Origin of the sequence: Bacillus sp. JJ1764 (genome assembly GCF_036962145.1) — a bacterium.
Classification (GTDB): Bacteria; Bacillota; Bacilli; order Bacillales; family Cytobacillaceae; genus Neobacillus.
In genome coordinates this window covers 1-15,261 of the sequence record NZ_JBALNY010000195.1, presented here as the reverse complement: position 1 = coordinate 15,261, position 15,261 = coordinate 1, and the positions used below count along the sequence as shown (strand labels likewise).

Annotated in this window: 16 protein-coding genes and 2 tRNA genes; 4 read left to right on the top strand and 14 right to left on the bottom strand. The window is 37.5% G+C overall.

Features of this window, described 5'->3' with window-relative positions:
• From V7083_RS21290 to V7083_RS21280, 3 genes are all read right to left on the bottom strand, one after another.
• On the bottom strand, positions 1–1,424 hold a 1,424-nt coding region (locus V7083_RS21290), incomplete at its 3' end, for a PTS fructose transporter subunit IIABC (protein WP_335481788.1).
• Entirely contained in the window at positions 1,421–2,347 is a 927-nt protein-coding gene (pfkB, locus tag V7083_RS21285; protein ID WP_335481785.1) for a 1-phosphofructokinase, read from the bottom strand. The genes pfkB and V7083_RS21290, both read right to left, overlap by 4 nt.
• A complete protein-coding gene (locus V7083_RS21280) occupies positions 2,344–3,096 on the bottom strand; it encodes a DeoR/GlpR family DNA-binding transcription regulator (protein WP_335481782.1) in 753 nt (250 codons plus the stop codon). Before V7083_RS21280 ends, pfkB begins: the two co-directional genes overlap by 4 nt.
• A gap of 212 nt (positions 3,097–3,308) precedes the next feature.
• Between V7083_RS21280 and V7083_RS21275 the strand changes: the two genes are divergently transcribed.
• Positions 3,309–3,379 (top strand) — tRNA-Gly (locus V7083_RS21275).
• A gap of 10 nt (positions 3,380–3,389) precedes the next feature.
• A tRNA-Ser gene (locus V7083_RS21270) sits at positions 3,390–3,478 on the top strand.
• Positions 3,479–3,526: 48 nt separating this feature from the next.
• Here V7083_RS21270 and V7083_RS21265 read toward each other — a convergent pair.
• The 4 genes from V7083_RS21265 to V7083_RS21250 are packed head-to-tail and all read right to left on the bottom strand — an operon-like array spanning position 3,527 to position 8,111.
• Positions 3,527–4,426 carry a 4Fe-4S binding protein gene (locus tag V7083_RS21265; RefSeq protein WP_335481779.1) on the bottom strand — a complete coding sequence of 300 codons (900 nt, stop codon included), beginning with the start codon at positions 4,424–4,426 and terminating at the stop codon, positions 3,527–3,529.
• Positions 4,427–4,450: 24 nt separating this feature from the next.
• Positions 4,451–5,038, bottom strand: coding sequence for a DMSO/selenate family reductase complex B subunit (locus V7083_RS21260; RefSeq protein ID WP_335481776.1), 588 nt, complete (start codon positions 5,036–5,038; stop codon positions 4,451–4,453).
• A 12-nt stretch (positions 5,039–5,050) separates the two neighbouring features.
• The gene (locus V7083_RS21255) at positions 5,051–7,450 is read right to left on the bottom strand and encodes a DMSO/selenate family reductase complex A subunit (RefSeq protein ID WP_335481773.1); all 2,400 of its coding nucleotides are present in this window, start codon (positions 7,448–7,450) and stop codon (positions 5,051–5,053) included.
• A complete protein-coding gene (locus tag V7083_RS21250; protein WP_335481770.1) occupies positions 7,443–8,111 on the bottom strand; it encodes a TorD/DmsD family molecular chaperone in 669 nt (222 codons plus the stop codon). Before V7083_RS21250 ends, V7083_RS21255 begins: the two co-directional genes overlap by 8 nt.
• Before the next feature lie 210 nt (positions 8,112–8,321).
• On the opposite strand from V7083_RS21250, the gene V7083_RS21245 reads away from it, so the two are divergent.
• Complete coding sequence (locus V7083_RS21245) at positions 8,322–8,615, top strand: DUF6509 family protein (protein ID WP_335481791.1); 294 nt, start codon at positions 8,322–8,324, stop codon at positions 8,613–8,615.
• A 24-nt stretch (positions 8,616–8,639) separates the two neighbouring features.
• Here the strand turns inward: V7083_RS21245 and V7083_RS21240 are convergent, their stop codons facing one another.
• The 3 genes from V7083_RS21240 to V7083_RS21230 form a co-directional block, all read right to left on the bottom strand.
• Positions 8,640–8,843, bottom strand: coding sequence for a cold-shock protein (locus V7083_RS21240; protein WP_335481767.1), 204 nt, complete (start codon positions 8,841–8,843; stop codon positions 8,640–8,642).
• Between the two features lie 91 nt (positions 8,844–8,934).
• Entirely contained in the window at positions 8,935–9,135 is a 201-nt protein-coding gene (locus V7083_RS21235; protein ID WP_335481764.1) for a cold-shock protein, read from the bottom strand.
• Positions 9,136–9,328: 193 nt separating this feature from the next.
• Complete coding sequence (locus V7083_RS21230) at positions 9,329–10,159, bottom strand: Ku protein (RefSeq protein ID WP_335481762.1); 831 nt, start codon at positions 10,157–10,159, stop codon at positions 9,329–9,331.
• Between the two features lie 125 nt (positions 10,160–10,284).
• Here V7083_RS21230 and V7083_RS21225 point away from each other — a divergent pair, with 125 nt between their 5' ends.
• Positions 10,285–12,120, top strand: coding sequence for a DNA ligase D (locus V7083_RS21225; protein WP_335481759.1), 1,836 nt, complete (start codon positions 10,285–10,287; stop codon positions 12,118–12,120).
• A 17-nt stretch (positions 12,121–12,137) separates the two neighbouring features.
• Here the strand turns inward: V7083_RS21225 and dapF are convergent, their stop codons facing one another.
• From dapF to V7083_RS21205, 4 genes are all read right to left on the bottom strand, one after another.
• Entirely contained in the window at positions 12,138–13,115 is a 978-nt protein-coding gene (gene dapF, locus V7083_RS21220; RefSeq protein ID WP_335481756.1) for a diaminopimelate epimerase, read from the bottom strand.
• A 79-nt stretch (positions 13,116–13,194) separates the two neighbouring features.
• Entirely contained in the window at positions 13,195–13,977 is a 783-nt protein-coding gene (locus V7083_RS21215; RefSeq protein WP_335481753.1) for a hypothetical protein, read from the bottom strand.
• A 99-nt stretch (positions 13,978–14,076) separates the two neighbouring features.
• Positions 14,077–14,928, bottom strand: coding sequence for a patatin-like phospholipase family protein (locus tag V7083_RS21210; RefSeq protein WP_335481750.1), 852 nt, complete (start codon positions 14,926–14,928; stop codon positions 14,077–14,079).
• A gap of 133 nt (positions 14,929–15,061) precedes the next feature.
• Positions 15,062–15,261 (bottom strand): DUF4870 domain-containing protein (locus V7083_RS21205; RefSeq protein ID WP_335481748.1); only part of this gene is annotated, 200 nt, incomplete at its 5' end.

Here is a 15,261-nt window from a genome sequence, read left to right as displayed (position 1 = left end):
ACAGGACCGCCCATATCAAACGCCATCATCAAACCAAGTATGATTCCTAATAAAACAGCATTTCCAGTTCCCAAGCCAGTTAACCAATGAGCAATTTCAGTGTTAATCCAAGCGACAGGTTTATTTACGACAAAATGCATGATAAAGCCAGTAATGGCAATACCTAAAAGTGGATAGATTAAAATACTTTTAATACCTTCCAATGATCTAGGCAAATTGGCAAACACTTTTTTAAGTAGATTTACGATATACCCTGCAAGGAAACCTGCAATTAATCCTCCAAGGAAACCTGCACCACCATTGGCAGCCATCATACCCCCTACCATACCAGGAGCAAAACCAGGGCGATCGGCGATACTCATGGCGATAAAACCTGCCAATACTGGCACAATCAATTTGAAGGCATTACCGCCGCCAATTGTCATTAAGGCATCGGAAATCGGATTATAGGATGGGTCTTTAGGATTAAATGAATTATAGCCAAACATAAAACAGATCGCGATTAAGATACCGCCCCCGACAACAAATGGCAACATGTTGGAAACACCATTCATTAGATGCTTATAGAAACCTCCAACGGAAGAGCTTGCATCAGAAGTAGATTTTTCACTACCATTCCCCTTATAGATGGGAGCATCTTGTTTCACAGCACGATTGATCAATTGTTCAGGCTTGCGAATTCCATCCGCTACAGCCGCCTGGATGACATGCTTGCCACTGAATCTTTCCATTTCCACTTTTATATCTGCTGCGATAATGACGGCGGTTGCATTTTCAATCTCTTCTTTTGTTAAAACATTCTTTGCTCCGCCGGAACCATTCGTTTCGACTTTGATGGTAACACCCATATCAGCAGCTTTTGCTTTTAATGAATCCGCTGCCATATAAGTGTGAGCAATTCCGGTTGGACAGCCAGTGACCGCAACAATTGATGCAGCCTTCCCTGAAGTAGATGTTTCTACTTGTTCCTCTTTATCAAAGCGATTGATTGTCTCAATGATTTCCTCAGCTGTAGTGGCCTTTAGAAGCTCATAACGAACCTCAGCTTTCATCAGTAGACCTGAGAGACGGGCAAGTGCTTCTAAATGGGTATTATTCGCTCCATCCGGTGCTGCAATCATGAAAAATAAGTGTGCAGGTTTGCCATCCAAAGAATCATAGTTAACCCCTGTTGCTGATTTACCAAAGGCAATGGCAGCTTCTTTAACAGCTTTTGTTTTTGCATGAGGAATAGCGATCCCGTCACCAATTCCTGTGGTGCTTTGCTCTTCGCGTTTTAGAATAGCCGTCTTAAATTCACTTTTATCAGATATCTTATTCGCTTCGAATAATTTATCAACTAACTGATCAATTGCATCTTGCTTTTGATTGCCTTCAATTTGAAGTAAAATGGTGCTTTTTGTCAGCAACTCTGAAATTCTCATAGCGGTCTCTCCTCTAATGATTTAATATGAACTTGTGGCAATAATTCTTCTACATTTTCTTTCGTGCAAAGCCCCAATGAAAATGCTGTTGAACTTCCTGAAGCAACACTAAATTGGAATGCTTTTTCAACATCAGCTTTTTTTCGATATGCAGCCAAGAATCCTGCCACCATCGAGTCACCTGCTCCAACAGAGTTTTTCACTTTTCCTTTTGGCACCTCTGCCAATAACGATACCTCCTTGTTAATAAAGACAGCTCCTTTATCTGCAAGCGACACAATAACATTTTGTGCACCCATCTCAATAAGCTTCTTTCCATATGGAATAACTTCATCAGGCGTTGAGAGATTAACATTGAATAATTCTCCAAGTTCATGATGATTAGGCTTTATTAAGAATGGCCGAAAAGGGAGTACCTTTTTTAATAGATCCCCTTCTGCATCTACAACAAATTTTGCTCCCTTTGCCTCACAAATTTTTACTAGCTCCTCATAGGTTGTTGGAGGTAAGGTTGACGGGATGCTTCCCGCTAATACCAATAAGTCATCTTGATCCAAATAATGAACTTTTTCCTTCAGCAATTGAAAATCCTCTTCTGTGATCATAGGTCCCCGAGCATTAATCTCAGATTCTCTACCCGTTTTTAGCTTTATATTTATCCTTGTATCTTCTTTCACTTCCACAAAATCTGTGGCGATACTTTCATTTGAAAGATACTGTTTAATATAAGCACCTGTAAAGCCGCCCACAAATCCAAGAGCCATACTTTTTATGCCAAATTGTTTTAAGACTCGGGAAACATTAATCCCTTTGCCTCCAGGATATTTTGCTTCACTAATCGTTCGATTTAACTGCCCTAATTCAAATTGTTCCAACTGAACAATGTAATCGACAGAAGGATTCAAAGTTAACGTATAAATCATGTTGTCACAACCTTTATTGTCGTTCTATTTATATATTGATTTTCCGTTTCAGGTTCCAATTCATTGGTGATAATGGACGCCTCATGGATTTCAGCAATTTTTGCGAATGAAATTTCAGCAAATTTTGTATTATCTGCGAGCACATATGATTCTCTTGAAAGTGAAATGGCTTTTTGCTTCACCATTGCTTCTTCCTGATCCGGCGTTGTAAAACCAAATTGTGGATGTATACCATTTACCCCCATAAAGCATTTATCAAAACGGTACAAGTCAAGACTTTCCAATGCACCTCGTCCGATAAAAGCATTTGTAATTGGTTTAACAAATCCTCCAATTAAATAGGTCGGTATCCCCTTAATTAACAACGGGGCTACATGCATTAATCCATTTGTCACTACAACGATATTTTTTGATGGAAGGAATTCTACCATTTCAAATATGGTCGAACCTGCATCTAGATAAATACAATCTCCTTCTTCCACCAAGGAAGCAGCATATTGCGCTATTAATCGCTTTTCATGAAGGTTTTTGGATGATTTCTCAATCATGCTCGGTTCTTGAAGTTTTCCCTGCAATCTTGAAGCTCCCCCATGAATCCGCTTTAAAAATTTTTGATCCTCGAGTTGGGATAAATCTCTTCGAATGGTTGATTCAGAAGAATTTGTCAGCTCCATAATATCCTGTATTTTCACCGTATTTCTATCTTTAAGTAATTGAAGAATAATCTGATGACGTTCAGGAGTTAACAAGTTATCACCACCTAACTTCTTTTTCTACCTTTATAATACTGAAACCGATTGCAAAAATCAATCATTTTCTCTCAAAAACTTTCATCACTTGAACGTTTTTGATTACTTTTTGACAATTACTTTAAAAAACTATCATTTAGTTGGCAATTTTAATTATTTTCTACCATCACATTTAATATTATGTTATAATAGTTTTCACTATTATCAGATATGCGGGTGTGGTTTAATGGTAGAATTTCAGCTTCCCAAGCTGACGGCGGGGGTTCGATTCCCCTCACCCGCTTCATACTTATGGAGGAGTACCCAAGTGGTTATAAGGGGGCGCACTCGAAATGCGTTAGGGCGGGTAACCGTCGCGTGAGTTCGAATCTCACCTTCTCCGTTAAAATCAAAAAAACGCCAACTAAACTGGCGTTTTTTTTTGATTTGCTTAACCATACGGGCTTAACCATTCAGGATCTCTATTTAAGCAGATAGGGCATTCTTTTGCTCTTGAATGAAAGGTTTTGAACGTTTTACCGCATGACTGGCAGATATTTATTAAAAATTCTTCAGTTACCTCAACGTACTCACTGCATTCAAAATAGATCTCCAATGCATTTTCAGGGCAAATATCTGTACAATCCGTACAATTCACACATCGGTTGCTCATTATGCAGAGAATATTCTCTTTTATTTGGAACACATTTTGACTACATAAAGTAAAACATGCCTGACAAAGAGTACACTTTTCCTTATTAAGCTGGACAGTGTAAAACTGGTTTCCGGGATAATATTTAGTTAAAACCCATTCCCCATCCTTTATTTTCCATGCAGCAGGGGCAGCAATTTTAGCTATTTTTCTGCCTTCACTTTTTAATGATTGTAACAATTCTCTTCTTGTAGTTTTGGAATCTCTTTTTACAACCACTTCAAATGGGGTCTGACCCAATTGTTTTAAAAGGATGTTCGCTTCTTTTATTACATCATGCCACTTGTTTTGATGAGTAGTCTCCAAAGAAATGGACTGAATGCCTCTTTTTTTATAAATAAGTAATTCCTTTACAGAAGGTGTAAAGCTATCATTATGGATTATACTTCTATCTAAAAATTGACGTTCTGAAGCGATACCTGTGATTGCAGATAATGGGCAGGAAATCATGCATTCACCGCAAAATGTACAAAGATCTTTATTTAGTGTCATTTTTTTATCTTGTATGACTAATGCATGTAATTGGCAGGCATTCATGCAATAACTACAAGTGGAATGATTGTTTCGCACCTTGGAACATCGATCTGTCAGTTCAAAATCAATATGCATACTTTCCAGCCAATCCAGTATTAATGACACAATATCACCCCCAAATACCGGCTATTAAGTATTGGATAATTTTGCATCTTTATGTGGTAAAATAACAAGATTTGGATTTGTGATTTTACTGCTTGGCATACCTTTAATTTGGCTGACCCGACCATACTTTTTCCGAAGTTCGTCTATTGGCCCAAATTCAATTGCTCCCATTGGGCAGGTAGATACACAAACAGGATCCTCCCCCTTTTCTTGTAGATCAAGGCAGAAATCACATTTATTTGATCTAAATACTTTCTTATTATATTGAGGAGCTCCGTACGGGCAAGCTTTCACACAAAGCTGTGTTCCCTGACAGACATCTTGGTCAATGGTGACAACCCCATTGTCTTTATTCTTACTAATTGCTCCAACTGGGCAAGTCGGTACACATCTTGGATTGGAACAATGATTACAAGCGATAGAAAAATAATAGGCCTTTACATTTTGAACGATTCCACTCGTTGGCTTTTGAAGGAAACTGCCCTCTTCATACGCGTAGACCCTTCTGAAATTGATTCCGACATTTAAATTATTTTTATCCTTACAGGCTACGGTACAAGCCTTACATCCGGAGCAAAGACTTTGATTAATATAAAACCCCAATTGCGCCAATTCACTCACTCCTTACGCTTTTTTTACTTCGACTAAATTCGTTTGCTGCGGATTGGCTTTTGCTAACGGGGTTGGCTTTTGCGAGGTTAATACATTGATCGACCCCCGTTGGTCCATACCAGTTTGATCAGGTGAGTACCAAGCACCTTGTGGAATTCCTACCACTCCGGGAACAATTCTTGGTGTTACCTTAACTGGAATTTGTATCGTTCCACGGTTATTAAAGACTTGGACAAAATCTCCATTTTGAATACCCCTACCTTCTGCATCCTTGGGATTCATCCACATTTCTTGTTTTGCCGCTTCCTCAAGCCATTCTTGATTGTCATAAGTTGAGTGACATCTACGTTTATAGTGCCAGCTAATGAGTTGGAGTGGATATGTTTTAATTAATGGATCACTTGGACCTTCCCATGATGGAATGTACTTTGCAATAGCCGGAATTTCCTCATGTTTGTTCATAGCCCATAAATCTTTTGAAAATAACTCTATTTTACCTGAAGGTGTTTCAAAAGGATGTTTTTCTGGGCTTTCTATTTGGTCCTTAAACGCAATTAACGGTTCTTTATGTTTAAAATGGTAAACCCCCATTTTTCGAAATTCCTCAAAGGTAGGAAAATCCGGGTCTAGTTCCTTTTTCGTTCTTTTCACACTTTCCTTGACTAAATCTAGGGTCGTTTTTCCTTCGGTGAATTTCTCCTTCAGTCCCAGCTTACCGGCAATCTCCGCAAATACATCATATTCATCGCGGCATTCATATAGAGGTTCAATTGTTTTCTCCCCTAATACAACATAATCACCAAAACACCATGGAACTCCTATGTCCCACCGTTCAAAAAAGGTTGTGCCTGGCAGTAATATATCAGCATACTTCGCACTTGGTGTCATAAACAGATCACTTACGACGATAAATTCAACTTTACTTTCATCTTCAAGCAATTGCTTTGTCTTATTAATGTCAGAATGTTGATTAATTAACATATTGCCAGCCATATTAAAAATACATTTAATATTACTTTTTAATTTGTCGGTACCCAATAATCCATCGTCCGCTGTCATTTCAGTGCCTTTTTCAACAGCTGCTGTCCATAGGAAGCAAGGAATTGATGCCTTAACCGGATTTTCATAGGTAAATGGATAAACAATGTCCGAACGGCTCCAATAACCCGTTCCAGCGGCCCATCCGCCCAATTTCCCTACATTACCAGTCAAACAGGCTAATTGGGCACCGCCACGCATGAATTGTTCCCCATATGCCTGTCTTTGGGCTCCCCATCCTTGTATAAGGACTGCAGGCTTTTGTGTAGCATACTCCCTAGCAATCTCACGGATCTTATCTGCCGGCACATGACATATTTTTTCTGCCCACTCCGGTGTTTTACGGATGCCATCCTTTTCACCGAGCAGATAGCTTTTTAAGGACTCCGTACCTGCAATTCCCTCCGGCATATGCTCCCCGTCAAACCCGATGCAGTACTTATCCAAAAATTTCTGATCATGCAAATTCTCGGTAATCATCACATAGGCCATCGCATCCATCAAAGCATTATCAGTGGTAGGGAGGATGGGAATCCATTCATCAGCAAATGCGATTGCTGTATCTGTATATCTTGGATCAATAACAACTATTTTGGTTCCATTTTTCTTTGCTTGAATCAAATACTCCCTATATGGAGTCGAAAAAATCATCTCGGCAGGATTTTGTCCCCATAAAATAATGTATTTAGAATGAAGTAGATTATCAAAACTACTTCCAGAGTTATTCGTACCATAGGTATAAGGAGTGGCGATATTTCCTGCGCCTGAGCTGTAGTCATTTCGATAATTTAGAAAACCACCAGTCAGTGCCAGTAATTTCCTGGCAGCATTTTTACCGCCGTGCAGTCCCCAACTTTGCCCTGATGCATAGTTAACATATCGTGATTCAGGTCCGTATGTATCACCTATTCGTTTAACTTCAGAGGCAATGGTTTCAATCGCTTCTTCCCAAGAAATTCGTTTGAATTTTCCTTCCCCTCGTTTTCCAATCCGTTTCATTGGATATTTAAGCCGGTCAGGATGATAGAGCATTTTTCGATAATTTCGGCCTCTAACACATGCCCTTAAAGGAGGTGTGGATGGATCGCCGCTTTCATGTGTATCCGTACTAACCCTGACAACTGCTCCATCTTTAACATGAGCTTTAATGACACATCTTCCACCACAGTTATTAATACTACAGGTAGAAATAACTTGTTCCTTGTCAATTTGCTTTGCGCTTGTTATTTTTTCTTTTTTATTGCTGTCTACCAGCATTTTTGTTCCTATTCCGCCAGCAATAACAGGAATTCCAATGGCACCTGACCATTTCAAAAAAGTGCGCCGTTGCATTTTATTTGAAAACAGATTGGTAAGCCCTTGTTTTTTAGACATCGGCCAGTACCTCCTTTATCTCTTTTAAAGATGTCAAATCATCACTTATAAAGTCTTCTAGCAACATCGATACCCCAAGGTACAAAGTACTTGTAGTATTTCCGATGATCCTTTTGCAAAAATCAGGAACCCAAAACAAAAGATGCTGTTCCAGAAAGTCAATTTGACACTGGATGATGTCCGTTATTTGATTCAGGTTTATTTCTGATTGACATAAACTCGAAAGGTAGATCATAAATTCTAATTCCAAAAGAAGATGGTCATCCGGTTCATTATTTTCTTTTACATATTGTAGACCAAACGTTCGATATTTCTCCCTAACCTGGAAGGTCCATTCTTCAAAAACCAAATGTTCTTTACTTCTGTAATAGGATTCCCATGGAGGTGCCACTAGAGGGCCTGGGCCAATAAAAAGTCGTTGGTACTCTTCACGCTCAAACATTAATTGTTCCAATGTTAAGGTTTTAAAAAATTGATCAAGAATTTTCCCACCTTCGTGAAACTCACCCAACATTCCAAAATTCCCATATGTAGAAAGCTGAAAAAATATTTCTTCCTTATCTGGTTCAGAGAAAAGGATATGGAGTATTTGATAAAAATTTTTCCTAGATAACATGTATGATTGAAGTTGACCATAAACAGATTCAGTGAAAATGTTCATTTCTCCCCTCCTTTTTGTGAATGTATTCACAAATATATATATAGAATTTTCTTGTTTTTTTACAATTTTATATTACCGCATAATTCCATTAAAGGGTTTACAATGTGCATTATTTCACATTAATTTCATAAGTATTATATTTACTGATGCAATTATTTTTTTGTTATGGAAAAGATGTGTATAATAAAATCGACTAATTAAATGCAAAGGATGATTTTTTTGAACATAACAGGCCATACAGTAGAAAAGCTGGAAGATCCATTCGGATTAATCTCAGGTGAGCGCTATGAATTCTTTTTAGAACTTGAGGTAGATGAAGAGGATGAACTTTTTTCTGAAAAAGGAATTGGACTAAGGGTCCTTTTAGGTATAGATGATGGCAATGCAAGAATGATTAACTATCATTTTTATGAACAAGGCAAAGAAGAAGTGCTTGATTTTGCCCTTGAGGACGATGAAGAGGAATTAATACTTAATTATTGTAAAAACAATATAGAAGACTAAAAGCAGGGAGTAACCCCTGCTTTTCTACATAAAATTCTGGCTATGGTTATGAATGACCTGTAGCATCTTCGTACTTTCACTCATTGGATTTTTGCAAACTGGACAAAGGGGCACATCACTGCTTTTAAAATTATCGCGAATCCAGCACTTACAATTCTCGGAAGTACAAACCCAAATCTTTGTTTCCTCCAATTTGATTTCCTCTTCATTTCTTCTGCCAAATGCCATTATTCCCCACCCCTTGTTTTTCATAATGAATATATAGTAAAAAAGGTAATGCTTTTCTTGTTAAGCATTACCTTTTTTTAATAAAAATGAATTAAACCGCTTGTACGTTTGCAGCTTGAGGTCCGCGAGCACCTTCAACGATTTCAAAAGATACTGATTGACCTTCTTCTAATGTTTTGAAACCTTCAGATTGGATTGCTGAAAAGTGTACGAATACATCTTGGCCGCCTTCAGCTTCAATAAATCCAAATCCTTTTTCTGCATTAAACCATTTAACTTTACCGTTTTTCATGTAACATTACCCCCAATATTTTGTTCACTTTAAAGTTAATTTCACATTAATATAAAAAGTCGCACTACACTGATGGGCATAGAAGACATCACCCACATTTCGTGCAGTTACGACTACTAAATCAACAAATATATAACGAACTTAAAAGCGTAATTTTATTATCCCTCATTTTAAAGCTTTTGTCAACAAATTATTAGGCTTCCTTTTTGACTTTGGCTGTTGCTTTCTTTCTTGGAGCTGCTGCTTTTTTCGGTTTGGTACGATCGATTGATGCCTGTAAAGCAGCCATTAAATCAGTAACATTTGTAGCCATTTCTTTAGGTGCCGCAGAAACAGTTTCTTTTCCCTGGCGTTTCGATTCAATCAGTTCGAGAAGGGCTGTTCGATATTCATCAGTATATTTTTCAGGTTCAAAAGTGGAGGTTAATTGATCTATTAATAAAATGGCGGTATCCAGCTCTTTCTTTGTCACCTTATCTTCAGATGGAACATTAGGTACATCAGTGGCATTTCGTACTTCATCTGGATAATGAATGGTTTCCATAACTAAGATATTCTCATAAACACGGATGACCGCCAGCTGCTCTTTGGAACGAATCACAATTTTAGCCAAACCAACTTTTTCGGATTCTTGGAGCGCTTTCCGCAATAAGGAATAGGCCTTTCCACCACCCTCGTTTGGTGACATATAATAACTGCGGTCAAAATATATAGGATCGATTTCTTCCATTTTGACAAAATCAATGATTTCTACAGCTTTTTCTTCATTTTCTTTTCGAAGTTTTTCAAGCTCCTCGTTGTCGAGGACCACAAATTTGCCTTTTGTATATTCATATGCCTTAACTATATCCTCAGGCTTTACTTCCTCTTCACAAACTGAACAAATTTTTTCATATTTAATGGGGGCATGACATTTATTATGAAGGGTACGAAGCTTGATATCTTTATCTTCTGTTGCAGCATGGAGCTTAATTGGAATATTAACCAGCCCAAAGCTAATACTGCCCTTCCACATTGTATGCATAAAAATTCTCCATTTCTTTTTGTTTCTAGTGTGTGTGTTAGGAACAAGCTGAATTCCTTAAAACAACTGGAAAAAGGATATTTGTCTCCCTTTTACACAAAATAAAGGAAAAAAGAGGTAAAGTGATGAAACCAATGCTTCCTAGTCTGACTTTTGAGACCCCAATCGAAAAAGACTGGTTTTATGAAGTAAAATATGACGGTTTTCGTGCTATTTTAGATTGGAACACCGCCAATCCTGTATTAACAAGCCGCAACGGGAAAGCGTTATTGCCGCAATTCCCTGAAATAAGCAGATTTTTATTAGATCTAAAGGATCAAATTGCTCCCTTTTTACCCCTGCAGCTAGATGGTGAGCTTGTGGATCTTGAAAACCCCTATAAAGCTAATTTTTCGGCGATTCAAGTACGCGGACGTATGAAAGCAGCAAAAAAAATAAATGAGCAGGCAGCTTTGTCACCATGCCGGCTGATGGTTTTTGATGTACTGATGTTAAGTGGAAAGCCATTGAATACTTTGCCTTTTCCCAAAAGGAAGGAAAAATTGAAGCAATTTTTTAAAGCACTCGAATTAGACGAAACGCCAGATCCATATAATGAACAGCTGCTCCAATTTGTTGAGCCATACTCTGATTTCAATGAAGTTTGGGAAAAAGTTGTGTTATATGATGGAGAAGGAATTGTTGCCAAACATGCGAATAGCCAGTGGGAAGAAGGAAAACGATCTTTACAATGGTTAAAATATAAAAATTGGAAATATGTAAGTTGTTTTGTCACAGCATATGAGAAATCAAATGGGTACTTTTATGTTGGCGTTTATCGAAATCAAACTGTAACGACTATTGGTCAAGTACTCTTTGGGTTTAAGCCAGATGAAAAACAAGCACTTCAACAAATAATCAAGCAAAATATGAAAAGGGAAGATTCTCAATTTATCCATGTCGAACCAGCAATTTGCCTGGAAATTAAATATTTGGAACTCTATGAAGACCACTTGCGAGAGCCACATTTTCATCAATTTCGCTTTGATTTAGAGCCTGCTCAATGTACATATGAAAACTTTATTTTCCAACAAAAAAACTTACCAGAAGAATTGGAAATTACTCATCCTGATAAACCATTGTGGGAAACTCAACAAATTCAAAAGGCAGATTATATACTATATTTAAGGGAAGCCTCCCCCTATATGCTGCCTTTTTTAAAAAACCGGCTATTGACCGTTATACGTTTTCCACATGGGATGTTTGGCGAAGCCTTTTATCAAAAAAACTGTCCAGATTACGCTCCCTCTTTCGTGAAAACTCATATGTCTATGGATATCCAATATATTCTCTGCAATAATCTTAAAACGCTTATTTGGTTAGGAAATCAACTGGCCATTGAATTTCATATACCGTTTCAAACAGTTAACAGTCATGGTCCAAGTGAAATTGTCTTTGATTTGGATCCTCCGTCACAAAAGGAATTTTCGCTTGCTGTCAAAGCAGCATTGCTTATAAAGGAAGTAACGGATCAATTAAATTTAGTTAGTTTTATAAAGACATCTGGCAATAAGGGTCTTCAGATTTATGTACCTTTGCCAGAGAATAAATTTAGTTATGATGATACAAGGCTGTTTACTAGTTTTATTGCAGACTATTTAATCTCACGGGATCCTGATTCATTCACGATTGAGAGGATGAAGAAAAATCGCGGGAACCGGCTCTATGTCGACTACGTCCAACATGGTGAAGGGAAAACCATTATCGCTCCCTATTCAATGCGCGGAAATGAGCTTGGTGGAGTAGCTACCCCTCTTTATTGGGATGAGGTAAACGATAAGTTGGATCCGAAGGCCTTTACCATGCAAAATGCCATTACTCGACTTAAGAAGTTAGGCGATCCCTTTAGAAATTATTTTCAAACAAAAGCGATTCAACCATTTGCCCCTGTATTAGAGGTTTTAAAAAAAGGCAAGGGATAAGGCAGAAATGCCTTATCCTACATGTTTTCCTTGAGATATTGCTGGACTTTCTGCTGCAGCTTTTCATAATCAGGCTGTTCGAGAAAATCTTTTTTAGATATCACAGTATATAGGCTGTCGTGAAGGTTCACTTCAACATCAGCTTTGTATTGATAGGTTGCATTACCTATAAGATCGATGGTGAAGGTTCCGTCATGCTCGTGAACCACACATTGAACCATTCCGCCGTTATTGTATACATTGATGACTTCCTCAAATCGATTCATTTTTTGCAGACACGTCACCAGAGATGAAGCTGACATGGCTGTACCACAAGCATTTGTAAAGCCTACACCCCGTTCATAGGTCCGAACATAAATAGCATTTTCCTGTATTGATTTAACAAAGCTCACATTAACGCCGTCAGGAAATAACTCGTTAGGACCATTAACATATTCACTTAACTGCCGTTGAACCTCATTTTGCAAGTCCTCTGTTTCCACTAGTGTGATTAAATGAGGATTCGGTACTGCCAAAGCTGTAAAAGTAAAGCGATCCGAAAGCTGCATTATTTTTTCATTCACCAATGTAGACTGATTTAACCGTAATGGAAGTGACTCAAGATCAAATAACACTGGAGATATCTCAACTTGATAGGTATGAATTTCCGGAAAGAGCTCCTCTTGCCTCCCTACCTTAAGGTCAGCTTTCATCGTTTCAATTACACCATTCTTTTTCCCAAGAAGCTCACAAACATAGCGGGCAACCAGGCGAAGTCCATTACCGCACATCGAAGCCTCCGAGCCGTCGGCATTAAAAACCCGCATTCTGGCATCGGCATGGTCACTTTTCATTATAAAAAGAATTCCATCCGCTCCCATTCCAGTCTTGCGGTCACATAAAAGCCTCGCCATGTCAGCCCTTTCCTGTTCGGAAAAAGCGTATTGATTTGTGATTTCATCTATTATGAAAAAATCATTTCCTGAGCCATGTCCTTTTATGAATTCAATTCTCACGTCAAAACCCCCAACAACACGTAATAAAATATTGCTACTATCATATCAAATATCGATTATAAGGGAAACTAATTCAAATTTAGCGTTCGAGGAAGAATTCGTTGATTAATAAAGACATTCTAATCAGTCTGTCCCCTTGGGATAAATCCACCTTAAAAGACAGTACTGGGGTATTCGGATTAGGAAACAATGCACTCCATTGTAAAGGCATCCACCCTCTCCTTAATCTGCCTTCTTGTTTTTCATGGAGATTCCACATTTTTTCATCCATAAATCCAGGCGACCCTTCAATCATACCAATCAATTCTCCTGTCTCATTAAACAGTTCCTTTTTATCCTTTTTGAATGGCTCATTTTTTTTTACCAAGCATCCCATATATTTCTTGTTCTGATCATAGACTTCAATTTTAATACCGTTCTGCTTTTTAACAACAAAAAAAGCTAAAGGAAATTGTTCCGAACTTCTGAGAACATATATTTTGTATGGTTGACGCCATTCTTTTCCCCTTTTGGGGACCTTTTCAAAACTTCCAGCTAAAAAGCCATTTGAAAAATAGAGCTGAAGCGAGGAGGAGGTAGTATTCATATGGAGGACTAATAACTGTTGAGCATCTAATAATAATCCGTTGCCATTTCTACTAATCAATTGTTTACTAATAGAATTGGATTGATTTCTCTTATAAAGATAAAATTGAAAGCTAATAAAACTATAAACAAAAAACGGTATTGCCAGTAACATGATATCTTGATTTTTTAAAAATGACAGATTTCCCACGATAATAAAACATACAGGAATAAGCGAAGCAATACTACCGTTTAAGCTAATTAAAGCCTCATTTCTATAAAAATCATGAATCCTCATTTTGAAATCTCCTTATCTGTTGCTCTTATATCATTCTATTATTTATAAGAGAAAAAAATGATAGGAGATAAAAAAAAGAAGAGACACTCTCTTCTTTTTTCATCCAATATATTCCATAATCGATTCTTTCAATGCCTTGGCATCTTGATAACCCTGTTGATAAAGTTCCATTAAACGCTGTGGATTTCTCTCGATTCTTCCTACTTTTAATGGGACAGATGGCCGGATTAAAAATACATTTCCTTTTTTCTCTTCCTCAATAAGATAGGAAATCGTATTATTGTAGATTTCGTATCTGTCTCTTAACGATTTCTGCAGGCCTGTATATTCGGGATATTTCCGCTCCACCATAAAATGAAACTTGGAAGGCTTTTTCGCATAGCCCTCATTACGAGTTAAAACGACAATATTTTTTGTAAAACCATCTTTCTGTGCTTGTCTAATTGGAATCGGATCACTAATCCCACCATCTAGCAATAACTTATCTTTAAATGAAACTTCAGGAGCAATAAATGGCAATGAACTGGAAGCTCGTAAAACAGTCAATAAATCTTTTTGGTAATCCTGCCTTTTGTAATACACAGGCTCCCCAGTTACACAATCGGTTGTCCCTACAACAAATTCCGAAGTGCTGTTATAAAATGCATCGTAATCATAGGGAACATACTTATTCGGAATTTCATCAAAGATAAAGTCCATCCCGAAAATTTGTCTATTTCTAAAATAGTTTTTCCAAGAGATATATCTTGGGTCATTAGCATACTCAATCGTTACGGTTTTATTTCTCCCTTTTTGCTTTGATAAATAGGATGCTGCATTACAGGCACCTGCTGAAACTCCAATGACATAAGGAAAAAACAAATCCTGTTCAAGAAAGTATTCCAGGATTCCCGCCGTATAAACACCACGCATCCCGCCACCTTCTAACACTAAACCAGTTTGACCGATCACATTTGCTTCTCCCTTCTATAAAAAAAGAATTAATAAAAATTATAGTCCACCTTGATTTAAATGAAAACTATCTTGCTTTAAAACCATTATGTAAAAAACCCGACATAAATAAAATGCCAGGCTAATAATCCCATTACTTAATTATTCTAAAGATTAATGGGAATCGATATTCACTGCCTTCGTAGGCTTTCACCGCTGCAACAATCGTAAATACAAATAACATGACGCTGAAAATAGCTAATCCGACAAACCCAATAAGGATAATGGTTAAGATTCCACTAATCGTTAAATAGACTGTATAAGATATAAGAAAATTAAAATATTCCTTTCCAT

Excerpts from the sequence above, each read along its gene's own strand:
- V7083_RS21250 (WP_335481770.1), bottom strand. The coding sequence starts at position 8,111 with ATGAACATTTTCACTGAATCTGTTTATGGTCAACTTCAATCATACATG.
- V7083_RS21230 (WP_335481762.1), bottom strand. The coding sequence starts at position 10,159 with ATGCATACAATGTGGAAGGGCAGTATTAGCTTTGGGCTGGTTAATATT.
- V7083_RS21240 (WP_335481767.1), bottom strand. The coding sequence starts at position 8,843 with ATGGCATTTGGCAGAAGAAATGAAGAGGAAATCAAATTGGAGGAAACA.
- V7083_RS21255 (WP_335481773.1), bottom strand. The coding sequence starts at position 7,450 with ATGTCTAAAAAACAAGGGCTTACCAATCTGTTTTCAAATAAAATGCAA.
- V7083_RS21245 (WP_335481791.1), top strand. The coding sequence starts at position 8,322 with ATGATTTTTTTGAACATAACAGGCCATACAGTAGAAAAGCTGGAAGAT.
- V7083_RS21225 (WP_335481759.1), top strand. The coding sequence starts at position 10,285 with ATGAAACCAATGCTTCCTAGTCTGACTTTTGAGACCCCAATCGAAAAA.
- V7083_RS21235 (WP_335481764.1), bottom strand. The coding sequence starts at position 9,135 with ATGAAAAACGGTAAAGTTAAATGGTTTAATGCAGAAAAAGGATTTGGA.
- V7083_RS21215 (WP_335481753.1), bottom strand. The coding sequence starts at position 13,977 with ATGAGGATTCATGATTTTTATAGAAATGAGGCTTTAATTAGCTTAAAC.
- pfkB (WP_335481785.1), bottom strand. The coding sequence starts at position 2,347 with ATGATTTATACGTTAACTTTGAATCCTTCTGTCGATTACATTGTTCAG.